This window comes from Mesobacillus foraminis (genome assembly GCF_004340465.1).
Lineage (GTDB): Bacteria > Bacillota > Bacilli > Bacillales > Cytobacillaceae > Mesobacillus_B > Mesobacillus_B foraminis.
Genome location: NZ_SLVV01000005.1, coordinates 379,746 through 396,003 on the forward strand (window position 1 = coordinate 379,746; position 16,258 = coordinate 396,003).

General features: G+C 43.1%; 20 protein-coding genes. All 20 read right to left on the reverse strand.

Annotation, left to right across the window (positions count from 1 at the left end; all coding sequences use genetic code 11):
• Positions 1-282: 282 nt before the first annotated feature.
• The 20 genes from EV146_RS10700 to spoVE all read right to left on the reverse strand — a co-directional run bounded on the left by EV146_RS10700 (position 283) and on the right by spoVE (position 16,200).
• Positions 283-804 (reverse strand): DivIVA domain-containing protein, encoded by a 522-nt coding sequence (locus EV146_RS10700; RefSeq protein ID WP_121609329.1) that lies wholly within the window; start codon positions 802-804, stop codon positions 283-285.
• 88 nt (positions 805-892) lie between these two features.
• A complete protein-coding gene (locus EV146_RS10705; protein ID WP_132005702.1) occupies positions 893-1,666 on the reverse strand; it encodes a YlmH family RNA-binding protein in 774 nt (257 codons plus the stop codon).
• A gap of 76 nt (positions 1,667-1,742) precedes the next feature.
• Positions 1,743-2,003 carry a YggT family protein gene (locus tag EV146_RS10710; protein WP_121609330.1) on the reverse strand — a complete coding sequence of 87 codons (261 nt, stop codon included), beginning with the start codon at positions 2,001-2,003 and terminating at the stop codon, positions 1,743-1,745.
• Positions 2,004-2,009: 6 nt separating this feature from the next.
• The gene (locus EV146_RS10715; protein WP_121609331.1) at positions 2,010-2,450 is read right to left on the reverse strand and encodes a cell division protein SepF; all 441 of its coding nucleotides are present in this window, start codon (positions 2,448-2,450) and stop codon (positions 2,010-2,012) included.
• 13 nt (positions 2,451-2,463) lie between these two features.
• A complete protein-coding gene (locus EV146_RS10720; protein WP_132005705.1) occupies positions 2,464-3,135 on the reverse strand; it encodes a YggS family pyridoxal phosphate-dependent enzyme in 672 nt (223 codons plus the stop codon).
• A complete protein-coding gene (pgeF, locus tag EV146_RS10725; RefSeq protein WP_132005708.1) occupies positions 3,136-3,963 on the reverse strand; it encodes a peptidoglycan editing factor PgeF in 828 nt (275 codons plus the stop codon).
• A 64-nt stretch (positions 3,964-4,027) separates the two neighbouring features.
• Positions 4,028-4,297 (reverse strand): YlmC/YmxH family sporulation protein, encoded by a 270-nt coding sequence (locus EV146_RS10730; protein WP_121609334.1) that lies wholly within the window; start codon positions 4,295-4,297, stop codon positions 4,028-4,030.
• A 112-nt stretch (positions 4,298-4,409) separates the two neighbouring features.
• On the reverse strand, positions 4,410-5,189 hold the full coding sequence (gene sigG / locus EV146_RS10735; protein ID WP_121609335.1) for an RNA polymerase sporulation sigma factor SigG: 780 nt from the start codon (positions 5,187-5,189) through the stop codon (positions 4,410-4,412).
• Between the two features lie 153 nt (positions 5,190-5,342).
• Positions 5,343-6,062, reverse strand: a complete 720-nt coding sequence (sigE, locus tag EV146_RS10740) for an RNA polymerase sporulation sigma factor SigE (protein WP_121609336.1) — start codon at positions 6,060-6,062, stop codon at positions 5,343-5,345.
• A 44-nt stretch (positions 6,063-6,106) separates the two neighbouring features.
• Positions 6,107-7,042, reverse strand: coding sequence for a sigma-E processing peptidase SpoIIGA (spoIIGA, locus tag EV146_RS10745; RefSeq protein WP_132005711.1), 936 nt, complete (start codon positions 7,040-7,042; stop codon positions 6,107-6,109).
• A gap of 116 nt (positions 7,043-7,158) precedes the next feature.
• Positions 7,159-7,290: a hypothetical protein gene (locus tag EV146_RS28140; protein ID WP_277873211.1), complete on the reverse strand. Its 132-nt coding sequence runs from the start codon at positions 7,288-7,290 to the stop codon at positions 7,159-7,161.
• A gap of 111 nt (positions 7,291-7,401) precedes the next feature.
• Positions 7,402-8,547 carry a cell division protein FtsZ gene (gene ftsZ / locus EV146_RS10750; protein WP_132005714.1) on the reverse strand — a complete coding sequence of 382 codons (1,146 nt, stop codon included), beginning with the start codon at positions 8,545-8,547 and terminating at the stop codon, positions 7,402-7,404.
• A 41-nt stretch (positions 8,548-8,588) separates the two neighbouring features.
• Positions 8,589-9,872 (reverse strand): cell division protein FtsA, encoded by a 1,284-nt coding sequence (gene ftsA / locus EV146_RS10755; RefSeq protein ID WP_121609340.1) that lies wholly within the window; start codon positions 9,870-9,872, stop codon positions 8,589-8,591.
• A 120-nt stretch (positions 9,873-9,992) separates the two neighbouring features.
• Positions 9,993-10,343 (reverse strand): small basic family protein, encoded by a 351-nt coding sequence (locus EV146_RS10760; RefSeq protein WP_121609341.1) that lies wholly within the window; start codon positions 10,341-10,343, stop codon positions 9,993-9,995.
• Positions 10,344-10,345: 2 nt separating this feature from the next.
• Entirely contained in the window at positions 10,346-11,074 is a 729-nt protein-coding gene (locus tag EV146_RS10765) for a DUF881 domain-containing protein (protein WP_132005887.1), read from the reverse strand.
• 54 nt (positions 11,075-11,128) lie between these two features.
• Complete coding sequence (locus EV146_RS10770) at positions 11,129-11,821, reverse strand: DUF881 domain-containing protein (protein ID WP_241993885.1); 693 nt, start codon at positions 11,819-11,821, stop codon at positions 11,129-11,131.
• Entirely contained in the window at positions 11,811-12,602 is a 792-nt protein-coding gene (locus EV146_RS10775; RefSeq protein WP_121609343.1) for a cell division protein FtsQ/DivIB, read from the reverse strand. The genes EV146_RS10770 and EV146_RS10775 overlap by 11 nt, the downstream gene beginning before the upstream one ends.
• Before the next feature lie 211 nt (positions 12,603-12,813).
• Positions 12,814-13,722 (reverse strand): UDP-N-acetylmuramate dehydrogenase, encoded by a 909-nt coding sequence (murB, locus tag EV146_RS10780; protein WP_121609344.1) that lies wholly within the window; start codon positions 13,720-13,722, stop codon positions 12,814-12,816.
• A gap of 59 nt (positions 13,723-13,781) precedes the next feature.
• Positions 13,782-14,873 carry an undecaprenyldiphospho-muramoylpentapeptide beta-N-acetylglucosaminyltransferase gene (gene murG / locus EV146_RS10785; RefSeq protein WP_132005717.1) on the reverse strand — a complete coding sequence of 364 codons (1,092 nt, stop codon included), beginning with the start codon at positions 14,871-14,873 and terminating at the stop codon, positions 13,782-13,784.
• A gap of 226 nt (positions 14,874-15,099) precedes the next feature.
• Entirely contained in the window at positions 15,100-16,200 is a 1,101-nt protein-coding gene (spoVE, locus tag EV146_RS10790; RefSeq protein WP_121609346.1) for a stage V sporulation protein E, read from the reverse strand.
• Positions 16,201-16,258 lie beyond the last annotated feature (58 nt).

A 16,258-nucleotide genomic window follows, 5' to 3' on the forward strand; every position in this document is an offset into this window, starting at 1 on the left:
AAGGTTTTTTCCCGTGGTACCACCCTAATTGGACATTTCTGCACTTGCAGGAATAGTCCGCTTTAGCATTCTTAACGTGAATGATTCGCCTGCACTTAATTATCCCATGCGGAATGTTCAGTTGGGAACTACAGGGTGATCTTCGGATTTTCCACTTATCCCGGGCTCCCACCATCCCCGGCTCGCTTTTCCATAAGTGTAAAGAAAATCGTACTGTCCCTGTCACCGTTTCAATCATGTATAGCACTTTTAAGAAATTATATGCCAATATTCATGGCAGCGTCAAGCCAATGAATCTTCTTCTTCTCTTGCAGCCGATTTTAGTTCAGTTGCATCAAGCTCGTATTCAAGCAAGTGATCCCAGTCATCATTATCAAGCATGTCAAGCTGCGCCGCAACCAGCATTTTAAACCGATTACGGAAGACTTTGGATTGTTTTTTCAATTCTTCAATTTCCAGTGCGATTTTACGGGCCTTGGACAATGACTCGTTGATGATGCGATCTGCATTCTTTTCCGCTTCTTTAATGATCAGCTTCGCTTCTTTCTGGGCGTTTCTTTTAACTTCTTCTCCCGCTTCCTGTGCAATTACGATCGATTTATTCAAAGTTTCTTCAATAGTGGTGAAGTGGCCAAGACGGGAATTCATGTCATTAAGCTTCTCTTCAAGCTCTTTTTTTTCACGTATGAGCATTTCATAATCTTTGATCACCTGGTCCAGGAACTCATTGACCTCGTCCTCATCATAACCACGAAATCCTTTACTAAATTCTTTGTTGTGTATATCTAACGGCGTTAAAGGCATGACGCCACCTCCCATTAAGTTTAACTAGTATGTATAGAAGAATAATTCGACAAGAAAACTAAAAATCCTGCTATTTTCTACTATATCTTTATTTTTGTCTTCCGGCAATAACCCGCCATTTTTCTTTTTTTGTTTTTCCTTCGATTGTCGCAATTTTCGAACGCCCTAGGCCGCGTACTGAAATAATATCGCCTTCCCCGCATTCAAAGGCTGGATTTTCAATTTTTGTCCAGTTCACTTTAACTGCACCCTGTTGAACATAGAGCTGCGATTTTTGCCGGGAGATATTATACAGAGCAGAAATCATGGTATCAAGCCTCAGTGAGGACGCTGTTACTGAAAGCTCTTTCCAAACCTCTTCAGGTTGAATAGCATCTAAAAGCGAAATTTCTTTGAGGCTGATTCCAGCTCTGCCTATACTCTCGAGATTCATCCTGACATAGTCGGCTATTTCAGCTGCAGCGTAAAATTGTACCTGATCCCCTTTTAACAGGATATCACCGAACTTTCCCCGTTTCAGACCTAAAGACATCAAGCTTCCCAAAACCTGCCGGTGCTCGATGGAGATAAACTTTTTAGCATAAACGAGTTCGAATAAACTAATTTGGAAATCTTCCGTGTCAGGTTCCAAATACTCAGGATAGATAAGGGTACGCTGACGCTCCGCACCGTTATTCCCGCCGAATAATTTCCACTTTACCTCCGAATGGCTGCCAATGATCGTTTTAACAATCTGCTGTTCCCTGGGATCGAGGAAATCTGTCAGCTTCGGGGCATACGAATGTTCCACATATTCCTTCCAGCCGATAGCCTGGTCGATAAAATCCCGTTCCTCCGGGCGAAAATGCTGATAAATATTCATGCATGATTGCTCCTTAAGTATGTTCATAAAACAAAAAGGGCCTTGAACAAGACCCTAATGTCCATTATTTTATTTGTTAAATCCAATTAAACAATTGAATCAATCCACCGCTGGCAAAGCGCAGCACTAAAAATGCAACAATAGGCGAGATATCAATCATGCCAAGTGATGGAATAAACCTTCGGAACGGCTCGAGATACGGTTCACAAATTCGTGCCAGAAACTGTCCGATTGCGGTCTCCCTTGCATTAGGGAACCAGGACATGAAAATATAAATAATCAGCGCCCATTGGTAAAGCTGTATTAAATTAAGCAATATTGAAAGCAAAAAATCCATTAACTCCTACCACCTCGACTCCTGAAAATCCCGTTCCTGCATCAGTTCAGAAATATTGCCTGATACCTCTACGTTGTCCGGGGTGCACAAAATGATATTTGTACCAATCTTTTGGATATCTCCCCCAATGGCATACACAGTCCCGCTAAGAAAGTCGACTATCCTTTTGGCCTGGTCCGCTTCAATTCGCTGAAGGTTTACAACCACTGCACGCCTGCTCTTCAAGTGATCGGCAATATCCTGTGCTTCCGCGTAGACCCTTGGTTCCATCAGGATGACCTTTGAAGATTTCTGCACACTTTGCAGGCTTACAACATTCTGTTTCTGGGCTGGCTGCTGCTTTGATGGTTTTACCGGCTGACTTTCTTCTTCGATCATTTCCTCATCATTATAGTCATATTCATCTTCAAGAAAGAAAAATGTCTTAATTTTTGATTTCAGGCTCATTTTCCTGCACCTCCTATTTACCAACCAAAGCAGTGCCTATGCGGACCATTGTAGCTCCTTCTTCAACAGCTACATGATAATCATTGGACATTCCCATTGAAAGCTCGCTGCAAGGAGCATAATCAAGCTTTAACTCCTGTACTTCCTGCTGTAAAGTTTTTAATTTCCGAAAACAATTCCTCAATACTTTTTCATCGTCTGTATGGGGAGCCATGGTCATCAATCCTGCTACACGAATATTCTGGAACTCCCTTAGCTGCCTCACAAAATCCAGGACGGAATCAGGTTCAAGTCCATGCTTGGATTCCTCGCCGGATACGTTAACCTGAATCAGGCAATTGACGGGCGAAGCTGCCCGTTTGTCAACTTCTTTGGCCAGTGACAGCCTGTCCAGAGAATGAAGATAGCTGATTTTATCAATTACATTTTTGACCTTGCGGGTTTGAAGGGTTCCTATGTAATGCCAAACAGCCTTGTCTCCAAGGTGTCCCCATTTTTCAACCAGCCCTTCATCCCGGTTCTCACCCAGATCAATGATTCCGGCTTCAACAGCTTCAGCAGCCCGATCAATGCTTACATACTTCGTCACAGCAATTATTTTCACTTCTTCAGGGTTACGGTCTGCAGCCTTACACGCGGCTGCTATAGAATCCATTACCCTATCCAAATTTACCTTCACGCTCATTTATGGATGAAAATCCTCCTTCCAACCGATAAAAGCAATCATGCGACCTGTATTTCCCCCATCCTTCCGGTGAGAATAAAAATGGTTGCTATTGCAGCTAGTACATAAATTCGTTGGCAAAATGTTATCCTCTTTAATGCCAGCACTCATAAGTATTAGTTTATTAGTTTCTTTGAGGTCAAGAGAATACTGGCCCTCGCTAATTTGATTATATGGTTTTTTTTCGACACCTACTAGTATTTTTTCTGCTAAATCGATAACTTTTCTATCTACAATATAACATTTTTTGCATATAGATGGGCCAATGACCACAGAAATATTCTCCAGTGAACTTCCATTTTTCACAAAAAGCGATATCATTTCCTTTCCAATACCTGCAACTGTCCCTTTCCAGCCGGCATGTGCAAGTCCAATGATGCCAGCTTTCACATCAAAAAAATAAAGCGGGACACAGTCGGCGAAACAAAGAGTCAGCAGTGTGCCTTTATCCCTTGTATAAAATCCGTCAGTCGCCTTGAATGAAGTATGGTAATTATTAGCTCCTCTTCCTCTGTCGGCTTTTGACACTTTTTGGATATAGACTTCGTGTGTCTGCTCGGCTCCAATCCAGCAGGTTAATGGGAAATCGACCTTTTCCGAGAAAAGGACGCGATTCCCGCACACTGCTTTTTCCGCGTCCCCAACATGAAACCCAAAGTTTAATCCGAAATAATCCCCATTGCTTATTCCGCCGTTTTTGGTTGAAAATCCTGCGAGTAAACCTGGTGATTGTTCCATCCATGATTCAATCGTAAAGAATTCTTTTGAAGTTAAGCTAAATGGTTCCATACCCTACCCCTAGTCATTTTCTTTAGTGTAGCATAACAAGCGTTTCCGGGGGAAACAAAAGCCCCTATTCATTGTCCTTTACTTCCTTTATTTCTCCGTAATCTCTAAACCTTACAAGGATTACATCCTCTCCTATTTTCAGGATATTCTGCCAGGGAATTACCACTTCTTCATCTTTCCCAAAAAGGCCCAGGACCTTTCCGGCACCGCCGATGATAACAGCTTCAATTCTCCCGGTATTTAGATTTATTTCGATATCTTCAATATTTCCTAATCTTTTCCCATCCGAAACATTCACAACATCCTTAATTTGAAACTCAGAGACTTTCAGCATGTATCTTCCTCCCTGCCATCACTTATTAGAATATATGAAAGCAGGACGAATTTTCATGATAGCTTTATTTCCGGCCACAAAAATAAAAGCTGCCCTGCAGGCAGCTCCTTTATTAATTCTGGATATTTTTATTCATCTGTTTTATGGCTGCTTTCTCCAGCCTTGACACTTGGGCTTGAGATATGCCTATTTCCTCGGCTACCTCCATTTGCGTTTTCCCCTGGAAGAAACGTTTCCTCAAAATCAGTTTTTCCCGTTCATTCAGGCGGCGCATACCCTCTTTGAGTGCTATTTCTTCAATCCAATTTGTATCCTTATTGCGTTCGTCACTAAGCTGATCCATTACATAGATCGGGTCTCCGCCATCATTGTAAATTGGTTCAAAAAGGGAGACGGGATCCTGGATAGCATCTAGAGCAAAAACAATTTCTTCGTGCGGCACTTCAAGCACTTTGGCAATTTCTTCAGCAGTCGGTTCCCTTGAAACCTGGCTCATCAGCTTTTCCCTCACCTGCAATGCTTTATAAGCAATGTCTCTTAGCGATCGGGAAACCCTGATTGGATTGTTATCCCTGAGATACCTTCTAATCTCTCCAATAATCATTGGAACAGCGTAGGTTGAAAACTTTACATTTTGACTTAAATCGAAATTATCTATGGATTTCATGAGTCCAATACAGCCAACCTGGAATAGATCGTCAACAAATTCCCCCCGGTTGTTAAAGCGCTGTATAACACTTAAAACAAGCCTCAGGTTTCCATTTACAAGTTTCTCCCTTGCTGATAACTCACCGCTTTGCATTTGTTTGAAAAGTTTTCTCATCTCTTCGTTTTTCAAAACTGGCAATTTTGAAGTATCTACACCGCAAATTTCCACTTTGTTTCGAGTCAATCATTTTCCCTCCTTACAGGAGCTGCTGTACAAAATTCAGTATCTCCGCAGGAAGGAAAAATATGCACATTGGAACTGGGCGTGATTTCCAAATTAGTCATGAATTGTCGACAAAACGGTGTCGTTATTGGATATTAAAGCTGAAAAAAATTTTTAAACCATTTTATTAAATTCTTTACGGAGCCGCTTAATGATTCTTTTTTCAAGCCGGGAAATATAGGACTGTGAAATACCAAGCATATCTGCGACATCTTTTTGTGTCTTTTCTTCCCCGCTTCCAAGACCAAAGCGAAGCTCCATGATTTGTTTTTCGCGGTCAGAAAGCTGCTGAAGAGCCTTAATCAGGAGCTTCTTATCGACGTTTGACTCCAGGTCTTTCGTAATGATATCGTCATCAGTTCCCAGTACATCTGACAACAGCAATTCATTTCCGTCCCAGTCGATATTTAATGGTTCATCAAATGAAACTTCGGATCGAATTTTATTATTTCTTCTGAGATACATTAAAATTTCATTTTCAATACATCGCGAGGCATAAGTAGCAAGCTTAATTTTTTTCTCCGGGTTAAATGTATTTACTGCTTTTATAAGGCCGATGGTTCCAATGGAAATCAGGTCTTCTATATTTATTCCAGTGTTTTCAAACTTTCTTGCAATGTATACGACAAGCCTGAGATTTCTTTCAATTAAGATGGACCGTGCTGCTTTATCGCCATTTGGGAGTTTTTTTAGCAGGAGTTCTTCTTCTTCTTTGTTTAAAGGAGGAGGCAGCGCTTCGCTTCCGCCGATATAGTATATTTCATCCGTTTTGATTCCGAGCTTTAACATTAATTTATACCAGTAATAGGATAAGCGCAGCCGTAAACTTTTCATGAATTGTCCTCCTTCTAAATTATGTTTTGCTGAGTATAGTTATATTAACTTACTCTTACTCCCGTTTCTTCACTGGATATGCCAGCCAGCATTTTGGGATGTACGATGCAGTGAAAGCTTTCATCGGCAGAAAGCTGCTGAGCGGTAAAGCTTACCAAAGCCCTTTCTACTGCATGAATATTTCCCTTGCGGTTAATTGACAGGAAGTCGGGCTTCATTGCAACGACGAGCTGATGCTCTTGTCCCACAACCCGGCAGGGAATGATTTTCATCCTGCTTTCAAAATCCTCTGGAATAGTTTCACTTCCGGTCAAGATTAAATCAGGGTTCTCCGCGATCCGCCTAATGGGATCAGGAATGATATCCTGGATCGATTTCAAAGACACAAACATCACAGGCATCCTCGAGATGGGATCATACAACTGGTTTCCGCTGTCAACTAACCCCTTCAATTCCAGCCTCAGCTCGCCGATTTCAATTTTAACTTCGACAATTTGATCGTATTGGATTTTTACCATATCAATCTGTTCGATACCTTGTTTGGAAAAATGCCAGGCGAGTGGAAAACCCAAAAGCACGAACAGCCAGCTGACAGGGTCGCCAAAGCCTTGGATGTTGGCTACTGCAACGGATGATGTTAAATCCATATCAAATCGGATAAAGTAGTGAACACCTGTCAGAGCACCACCGATTAAAAAGGTAACCAAATAAAAAGTCATCAGGCTCTTGAAAAAGAATGGAAATCGCTTATAGCCAAATACAGATAGAACCATCATGACGGAGAAAATCAGTTTTACCACAGGATGCCCTGTATGTTCAAATGGCGTCAGGGTTAGCAGGATCAGCAGCGAGCCGATCAATCCCCCCAGGAACACGCGCCAGGGTTTTACCCCGCGTTTTAAAATCAGTGATGTTAAATAAAGCAGCAAGGCATCAAAAAACAGATTTAAGGCCCAAATAATATCAAGATAGACAACCATTCCTACCCCCCTTAAAAACCTTTACACCCGTTTTCTTCTGCCAGGCAGTCGCCTCCGCTTTTCTCTGTTCAGCTCCGGCTCCTAGTCCCTCGATCGCTTCGGTCCTGCCGTTGAAGTCAAAGAACGACTTCATCGGCCGGCCCTGCACCGCTTGTCGGGACTGAACAGTCGCCTCCGCTTTTCTCTGTTACGACAAAGTATAACGTACATCCATTTAGGAAGTGTGTCACTTTCTGTATACAAAACATTGGAAATTTTAACTTTTCTATTCGGATTTTGTCACTTTTCCCCCGCCTGTTTTATAGGCTGTATTTAAAAAAAGCATAAAAAAAACACGGCTGGATCGCCGTGTTTGTTGTTTATCTTCTTCTATTTCTGTTGCGCAGGAAGGTTGGAATATCCAATGTATCTTCGACCTGCTGCTGTGGTGCCGGGTTGGATCTTGGAGCTTCATGCTGAGGTTCCTCACGCTTTGGCTCCCTCTTAACGGCACCTACAGACGGTTTAGTCTGTCCGCCAAATACGGGACGCGAAGGCTTTTGCTGAACCGGTACATCATTAAAGCCGGTGGCAATAACCGTTACAACGATTTCGTCTTTCAAATTTTCATTGATAACTGAACCAAAAATCATATTTACTTCCTGGTCCGAAGCCGATGCCACGATGTCAGCTGCTTCCTGTACTTCATACAGGCTAAGGTTGCTTCCTCCGGTGATATTCATCAGTACACCTTGAGCTCCATCGATGGATGTTTCAAGCAATGGAGATGAAATCGCCTTTTTCGCAGCTTCTGCAGCCCTGTTTTCTCCGCCTGCAACGCCGATGCCCATCAAAGCAGAACCTTTATTGGACATAATTGTTTTAACGTCGGCAAAGTCAAGATTGATTAGCCCTGGGACTGCAATCAAATCTGAGATCCCCTGAACACCCTGACGAAGGACATTGTCCGCCTCACGGAATGCTTCAAGCATCGGAGTGCTTTTATCAACAATTTCAAGAAGTCTGTCATTAGGAATGACAATCAGCGTGTCCACTGCTTCTTTCATAGCACCTATTCCGCCAGCCGCTTGAGTAGCCCGCTTTCTTCCTTCGAACGTAAACGGACGAGTTACTACGCCGACAGTCAAAGCGCCTAAATCCCTGGCAATTTGTGCAATGACAGGAGCCGCTCCTGTACCTGTACCGCCTCCCATTCCGGCAGTTACAAATACCATGTCAGCCCCTTTTAGAGCTTCTTCAATCTGCTCCTTGCTCTCTTCAGCTGCTTTTTTGCCTACCTCTGGATTTGCACCGGCTCCCAGTCCCCTTGTGAGCTTGCCGCCGATCTGCATTTTAATTTCCGCTTTGGAAAGATTCAATGCCTGTGCATCTGTATTGACTGCGATAAATTCAACACCCTGCACCCCATGCTCTATCATTCGGTTAACCGCATTATTCCCACCGCCGCCAACGCCGATAACTTTTATCGTTGCTAGTGAATCTAAATTTGTATCAAACTCCAACATGACAAATCCTCCTAATTCGTCGAAATTCCGGATAGCATTGGTTACTCAAAAAAGTAGCCAAGAAATTTCTTAACTCTTGATGATGCCTTTTCTTCCGGTTGTTTTTCCGGCTTCGCTTTTGGATGCGGCTGTTTTTGAACCCGTTTCTCTTTGAATTCCTGTTCTCCAAAAGTAGCTTCCATTTTTCTGCCTTGCAGTTTAGCATTTTTATAAGCAAATTTAATAAGGCCTACAGCTGTTGTGAACTGCGGTTCACGTACGCCAATATAATCCGGAACCGCTAATCTTACACGGCTCTGGAACATATCCTGTGCCAGTTCCAGCACTCCCTGCATATTGGCAACACCGCCGGTCAGGACAAATCCTCCTGGCAAATCACGAACCTTCAGCGCCCTCAGTTCATTTTGAACCAATTCAAAAATTTCCTCAATACGGGCCTCAATGATATCGGCAATCTCAAGCTGATTGAACTGCTGCTGCTGGTCACTGCCAATGATGCCAACGCTAAAAACCTCATCTTCGGAAGCATGGTCATAAAACGCATGCCCATGTTTTATTTTAATCTTTTCAGCATCTTCTGTCGAAGTTCGGAGACCGATTGATAAATCCTTGGTGATATGCTCCCCTCCAACCGGGATGACTGAAGTGCCAGCGAGCTGCCCATTATCGAACCACCCAAGTGTGGTGGAGCCGCCTCCCATGTCAATAAGCACGACACCCATATTCTTTTCATCCTTGGAAAGGGCAAATGCCCCGGCTGCCAGGGGCTGCAGGACGATATCCAGCACTTCAAGACCCGAACGTTCCACACAGCGAAGTGTATTATGTAAGATGGTTTTTGAACCAGTTATGATTGTCCCTTCCATTTCAAGCCGGACACCAATCATGCCTCGAGGATCATTTATTTCATCCAATCCATCGACAATAAACTGTCTTGGAATGACATCAATAATTTCCCGTTCCGGTGGAATCGAAACCACTTGGGCAGCGTCAATTACCCTGGCGACATCTTCATCTGTGATTTCCCTGTTTTCGCTGGATACGGCAACTACACCATGGCAGGGCATAAGGGATACATGGTTCCCGGTTACTCCCACGATCACCCGGCGTATTTCCATGCCTATCATTCTTTCAGCCTGTTCCACTGCCTGTTTAATAGAATGAACGGTTTCATCTATATCAACAATAGAGCCTTTCCTTAAGCCCTCAGACTTAACGTTGCCAACACCAATTATATTTAAAGAGTCGTTGACCATTTCCCCAATGATAACTTTTACACTGGATGTACCGATGTCAAGACTGACATATATATCATTGCTGTTCATTCTGTGGCACCTCCTTCAACAATTACATCTTTTAGAACAACAACCGATTCTCTCCTCTTTATTACATAGACCTTATTCGTCACAATTAAATGATTCCCTTTTAAAATATCATTTTTTTTTCTATTTTTCACCGTTTGAGGACCATTTAGCCAAAAGGATTCTCCTAATAACGGCAATATTCTGAAACAGCCTTACCCCAAAGGCAAATACAGCTGCTAAATACAAGTCTACACCAAGATGAACACCTAGAAAAGCTAAACTTGCGGCAAGCAGAATATTAAAAAAGAAACCTGAAACAAATACTTTTTCATCATAAATATTTTGAAGCTGGGCCCTTATTCCTCCAAACATTGTATCCAATGCAGCCAGTATCGCAATCGACAGATAATTAGAATATTCCTCGGGAATTCTGATATCCGTCAACAATCCAATGATGACTCCAATGACGAGCCCCATAAAAGGAAGCCACATTATTACCCGCCTCCTTTTGCTGTTTCCACAGGCTCCATGAACCGGATCCTCACTGTATCTTCATAGGCTGGAATTTCAATATCTGTTTGAGGTTTCTTGATGCTGACCTGCAGATTATCGATGAAGAAATCTTCAATCACCTGGGAAGCCTGCATCCGGTTGTATAGCTTCTCCGCATCCTGTGCACTTGCTGCAATGACCTTTATTTCCAAAGGGAATCTTTTTAACGAACGGCCGTTAATTTTTGTTTCTTTATTAATGTCACGGATGACCGTAGTATTAATGACCCTCTGGCCATCCACAGCTGCATGTATGGCCCCGTTCAAATTTAATTCATTTAACAGCCTTTTTAGCAAGCTGGGGGAAACATAGCTGACAGGCACCTCTGCCCCAAGCTCTTCACCAATGGGATATAGCGTCAGAATCACTCCCGGGCCAGAAACCTTCGTTAAACCCGCCTCTGATTTCAACTCACTTAATGTATCCTTAAGAACCATTGCTTTGCTTTGCTGGCGTTCATTTTTATATTTTGTGAGTTTTTCTTCATTCGAACGAATCTCGAGCAGCAATTGGGACTGAATTTCCTTTTCAGCCATCAGGTCTTCCCTCAGCTCCCATGTATCCCGGGTATCCCTGACAACAGGTTCGCTTACTGTCCTGAATTGGATGGCAACCATAAAGCCAATTATTGCGGCCGTCAAGGCAAAGTAGAAGTTCTTTTGGCTGCGCATCACACTCACCTATCCTTATTAAAGTCTTGCCATGGCAACGCTTGTCCATCACCTTTATTTTTTTCCGACAATTGGGTCCATGACAATCCCATCTTGTTCCTGCAGGGAAAATATAATCTCGTCGTTTACCAATTGATCCTTGACCCCGCCGGTAATGTTCAGGGCAGATGCAAGCACTTCAGGGTCGCCAATTGCGGTTATTTCAAAAGGAGCCGGATGCTGATAGCCGTCAACTGTAATGACAGGGCCATCACAGATAATATAGGAATTGTGGGTCAGCCTCTGCCCATTTATCGCCACCGCTGTAGCACCGGATATATATAATTCATTTATCACTTTAAATACGTGATGCTCATGGACAAGATAATTATTGATGTTTTCTTCATTCGGATTATATTCCCCATCTGAAAGGGTAACTTTTACACCATTTCCCTTAACCTTTACCTTCCCAAGAAACATCCTGTATTTCTCGGCATCTTCAGCGAGGTTAAAATAGATTTCCGCTTCCTTTGCCAGCTCGGCTTCGTAATTCCTTACCATTTCCTGCTTTTCGTTCAATTCCTTCTGTAAAGCCCGATTTGTCTCTTCCTGCTCAATCAGCTGATTTCGGAGGCTGATATTTTGCTCCCATTGCCTGTCAGTGATCATGCCTTTGCTTCTCTCATTCTGATTAATCCGATATGAAAAGGCAATCATGAATCCGAGCACAATACAAACCAATGACAATACAACACGGTTAGTCTTCACTTTCTTTTTTAAGCTCAACTTCTTCAGCTTCCTCTGCTTGATACGCTTTAAAATACGAGCCTACCTCCAGGTCAATGACCCCTTTTTGAGCAGGGTCCAGCTGACTGATAATAGAAGGATAATGGGTCATCTTTTCTGTAAAATTCCTTAATGTTGCATTAACCTCGTATCCATCATTCATGAAGAGATTTATTCGGTAGGCATCCGTTTTTGAAGGTTTATAATGAATTTCTGAAATGGAACTGAGGATTTCATCCGGCAGACGTTCAAGAGAAGAAATCATTTCGTCAAGAGCCTTGCCCTCCTTGAACCCAATCAGGATGGGGGCATTGACAGGCATATCATCTGACAAATCATTCCCAAGTATTTCACCGTTTCCCAATACAGGGAAGAAATCCTTCCCTTTGGAAAGATAGGCCAGCTTTTCGTATTCTTTAAGTTCAATCTTTACGGTATTTGGAAGGCGGACAGTAACCTCCGCATTTTTAATCTCCGGAAGCTTTTCCAGCTTGCTTTCTGCCTCGTTTCTATTTATCTTCCAAATATTTGACTGGCTTGAAATTTCACTGAACTTCAATATTTCATCGGCAGTGTAGGAATCATTTCCATGAACGGAGAACGATTTAACCTTGCTTAACGGGGATTGGAAGTAAATGATGCAAAGGATGAGTGTGAAAAATAAAATCAACATGATGATCAGTCTTCTATTTGCTTTTTTTCTCCTTTGGAGTTTCAGTTTGGGAATTCGCTCCTCAATTGAAACAATTTTTTCTTTTTCCATTCCCCATCACCTCTTTCAAAGCAAATCGATACCTTGGCAGGTCAAACCTTCCTGCAAGGAAATCAAAAATCAAAGAAGAGCTGCCAAAGGGGCTAAAGTGAAAACAACGGCACGAAATTCATGCCGTTATTTCTTTAGGACCACATCTGCCGCTGCATAATCTGATGAACTATTATACCACATTTTTAGTATTAAGGGTGTTAGTTTCCAGCTAAATCCGCCCAATTATTTCTACTTCAGTTTCCATCTCTACACCATAAAGATCCTGGATGGTTGCCTTAACATGTTCGATTAAGGCAAGGACGTCCTCAGCCTTTGCATTTCCAGCATTGACAATAAAGTTCCCATGCATTTCAGAAATCTTTGCCCCTCCGATTTGATGTCCTTTCAACCCAGCCTTTTCAATTAACTGGCCTGCATACTCAGGTAGGGGATTTCTAAAGATTGAGCCGGCGCAAGGCGAACTCCATGGCTGGGTATCCTTCCGGTAATCCTTATTTTTCTTGATTTCAGCAATTATTTCGTCCTTATTGGCTTCCTTGAGCTGAAAAACAGCTTCCAGTACAATTCCCGGACGTTTCTTCTGAAGCACTGAGGTTCTATAGGAAAACTCCATTTCATCGACAGACAGCCACTCCATTGCTCCGTCCTCGAACAGAACATGTGCTTTTTCCAGGATCTTAGAAACATCAGAACCATGGGCTCCGGCGTTCATATAAACAGCCCCGCCTACGGACCCCGGTATGCCTGCCGCAAATTCTAGACCAGACAATCCTTTTCTGCTCATTGCCATTGCCAGGCTTACAACAGAAACCCCGCCGCCAACCGAAATTTTTGTCCCGTCGATTTCAAGATGGTCAAGTCCGGCTCCTAATTTGATAACTGCGCCTTCAATACCTTTATCGGAGACAAGCAGATTGGAACCACGGCCAATCGCTGTCCACTTTACCCCTGCTTCTTTAATTGCTGTCATCACCTTCGCAAGATTTTCAATTGAAGATGGTTCGATAAACAAGTCCGCAGGACCGCCGATTTTAATTGTCGTATGGCTTGACAGCGGCTCTTGCACTCTAACACTCCCTATATTCATTTCAAGGAGTTTACTTGCCAGTTCCTTCATTTATATCTTCCTTTCCTGCTAGCTCTTACATTCATGATATGCCGATCGGTTTTACAGGGCTACTTGACTAGTTCCTGTAACAAACGGTACATCCTTGCGGCAGCATCGGGAATGCCCAGTTCTTTGGACGCCGCCTTCATTTGCTTCAATCGGTCTCCATCTGTCAGGATGCTGTCAATATGCTCTACCAGCTTAGGCCCGGTAAGATCTTTCTCGAGCAAAAGTACAGCGGCTTCGTGGTCGCTTAATGCCCTTGCATTTTTTTCTTGATGATTATCCGTTACGTAAGGGCTAGGAATCAGGATGCTCGGGATGCCAAGCGAAGTTAATTCTGCGAGTGTAGTAGCCCCAGCACGGGCAACGGTCAAATCAATCCCTGCAAGCACTTCAGGCATGTTATGAATGAAAGGCTTGATAATTACATTTTCGGGATTTCCGATCAGCTCGACTTCTTTTTTCACTTCATCATAGTGAACATCACCGGTAACATAGAGTACCTGATATGGCTTGCTTCCAAGTTCGGTGATGGATTTCAGCACCGCTTCGTTAAGAGGCTTTGCCCCCCGGCTTCCGCCAAAGATTAATACAGCTGGTTTGTTTATTTTCAACCCTGCTGAAAGCCGGCCTTTGATACCATCCTGTCCGAGCACCTCAGAGGCACGTGGATTTCCTGTCATGACCACTTTATTTTCAGGGAAAAATTGCCGCGCTTCCTCGAAGCAGATTCCAATTCGGTCCACATATCTGCTTAAAAACTTATTGGTCAGTCCTGGTACACTGTTTTGCTCATGAATGACAGTAGGAATTCCGAGCTTGGCGGCTGCATAAACCACTGGCCCGCAAACATAGCCCCCTGTCCCTATGACTACATCGGCTTTGAACTCCTTCAGGATTTTTCTGCTGTTTCTCACACCTTTGAGGAATCTTAAAACAGTTTTAACATTCTCGAAACTTAGCTTCCTTCTAAATCCTGTAATATGTATTGATTTAAAAGCGATATTTTCTCTCGGCACTATTTTGCTTTCAAGTCCTTTTTCTGTTCCTATATAGAGAAACTCGGCGTTTTTATCTGTTTTTTGAATTTCTCTGATCAAGGCTAGTGCTGGATAAATGTGGCCTCCAGTTCCTCCGCCGCTTACTACTATTTTCATTTTTCCACCTCTTGGAGAGATTATCAATATTTCTATTGCAGCTAAAAACCGAGGGAGTCTTTGCAATAAAACGGGCACCCCCCGGCTTTACCCTATTCTACTACATTCTAAACACAGCAGGGATTTTTAAAATGATTGTTACTGAACTGTAATATAGAAATAGTGTTTTTATTAACTATTAAGGCATGAATGAGAATAAAAAGAAACCCTGCTTCACAGGGTTAATTCAATATCTGGAGTATCTGCTTATATTCAGCAGCACTCCTATTGCCATAAGCATTAAAGTCAGGGAAGATCCACCATAGCTCAGAAACGGCAAGGTAATCCCCGTAACAGGCATTAACCCGGTAACAACACCTATATTGATCATGACCTGGATAGCGACCATGGCTATAATCCCAGCGGCTAACAGGCTTCCATACAGGTCCGGGGCACCCAAAGCGATTCTGACTCCCCGCCAAAGCAGCAGGGAAAATAGAATCAGGACAAACGAACCGCCTATGAACCCTAATTCCTCAGCGATAATGGCGAAAATAAAATCAGTTTGAGGCTCGGGCAGATAAAAGAACTTTTGCCTGCTTTGTCCAAGCCCGAGCCCGAATAGTCCCCCGGGCCCTATTGCATAAAGAGACTGGATCATCTGAAAACCACTGCCAAGCGGATCCTCCCAGGGATCGAGAAAGGAAGTAATCCTTTTCATCCGGTAGGGTGCAGATGCAATCAAGCCCACAAATCCTGCTACGCCCAGCAGGCCCAAAAACGCAAAATGGCTTATTTTTGCTCCCGCAATAAAAATCATGACAACACATGTTCCAACCATGACAGTACCTGTCCCAAGATCGGGCTGAAGCATAATCATGCCAAACGCGGTAAAAACCAATGACAGAGAAGGCAGCAGTCCAGATTTAAACGAAGTGATTAATTTCTGCTTTTCCGAAAGGAACTTAGCAAGAAATGCAATCATCGCCAATTTCATAAACTCGGAAGGCTGAATGGAAAAAGCCCCCACCCCGATCCAGCTCCTTGAACCGTTCCTGACATTTCCAATCCCAGGTATGAGGACAAGCAGCAGAAGAACGAAACAAACAATGACCAGCACCTTTGCCCATGTCCGCCATGTCCAGTAATCGACATTCATTATGAAAAACATCGCGATGATACCGACACCTGCGAATAACATTTGTCTTTTGGCAAAGAAGAAGGAGTCATCAAATTTATATTCTGCCCAAATTGCGCTTGCACTGTATACCATCGTCAGTCCAACGGCCAGAAGTGAAAAAGTGACAATTAAAAGTATGAAGTCAGGAGTCGTTTTTTTGGTTGGCAATGGAACACACCTCGACGGTTAGATTAGAACCTGTACGATGCTTACCAATCCATTTAGC

Coding starts and splice junctions, on each gene's coding strand:
- pgeF (WP_132005708.1), bottom strand. CDS start 3,963: ATGGAACCATTTAGCTTAACTTCAAAAGAATTCTTTACGATTGAATCA.
- EV146_RS10765 (WP_132005887.1), bottom strand. CDS start 11,074: ATGCGCAGCCAAAAGAACTTCTACTTTGCCTTGACGGCCGCAATAATT.
- EV146_RS10720 (WP_132005705.1), bottom strand. CDS start 3,135: ATGAGCGTGAAGGTAAATTTGGATAGGGTAATGGATTCTATAGCAGCC.
- ftsA (WP_121609340.1), bottom strand. CDS start 9,872: ATGAACAGCAATGATATATATGTCAGTCTTGACATCGGTACATCCAGT.
- EV146_RS10730 (WP_121609334.1), bottom strand. CDS start 4,297: ATGCTGAAAGTCTCTGAGTTTCAAATTAAGGATGTTGTGAATGTTTCG.
- EV146_RS28140 (WP_277873211.1), bottom strand. CDS start 7,290: ATGTTTTGTATACAGAAAGTGACACACTTCCTAAATGGATGTACGTTA.
- EV146_RS10715 (WP_121609331.1), bottom strand. CDS start 2,450: ATGAGCCTGAAATCAAAAATTAAGACATTTTTCTTTCTTGAAGATGAA.
- EV146_RS10705 (WP_132005702.1), bottom strand. CDS start 1,666: ATGAATATTTATCAGCATTTTCGCCCGGAGGAACGGGATTTTATCGAC.
- EV146_RS10760 (WP_121609341.1), bottom strand. CDS start 10,343: ATGTGGCTTCCTTTTATGGGGCTCGTCATTGGAGTCATCATTGGATTG.
- murG (WP_132005717.1), bottom strand. CDS start 14,873: ATGAAAATAGTAGTAAGCGGCGGAGGAACTGGAGGCCACATTTATCCA.
- EV146_RS10710 (WP_121609330.1), bottom strand. CDS start 2,003: ATGGATTTTTTGCTTTCAATATTGCTTAATTTAATACAGCTTTACCAA.
- spoIIGA (WP_132005711.1), bottom strand. CDS start 7,042: ATGGTTGTCTATCTTGATATTATTTGGGCCTTAAATCTGTTTTTTGAT.
- EV146_RS10775 (WP_121609343.1), bottom strand. CDS start 12,602: ATGGAAAAAGAAAAAATTGTTTCAATTGAGGAGCGAATTCCCAAACTG.
- sigE (WP_121609336.1), bottom strand. CDS start 6,062: ATGAAAAGTTTACGGCTGCGCTTATCCTATTACTGGTATAAATTAATG.
- ftsZ (WP_132005714.1), bottom strand. CDS start 8,547: ATGTTGGAGTTTGATACAAATTTAGATTCACTAGCAACGATAAAAGTT.
- murB (WP_121609344.1), bottom strand. CDS start 13,722: ATGAAGGAACTGGCAAGTAAACTCCTTGAAATGAATATAGGGAGTGTT.
- EV146_RS10700 (WP_121609329.1), bottom strand. CDS start 804: ATGCCTTTAACGCCGTTAGATATACACAACAAAGAATTTAGTAAAGGA.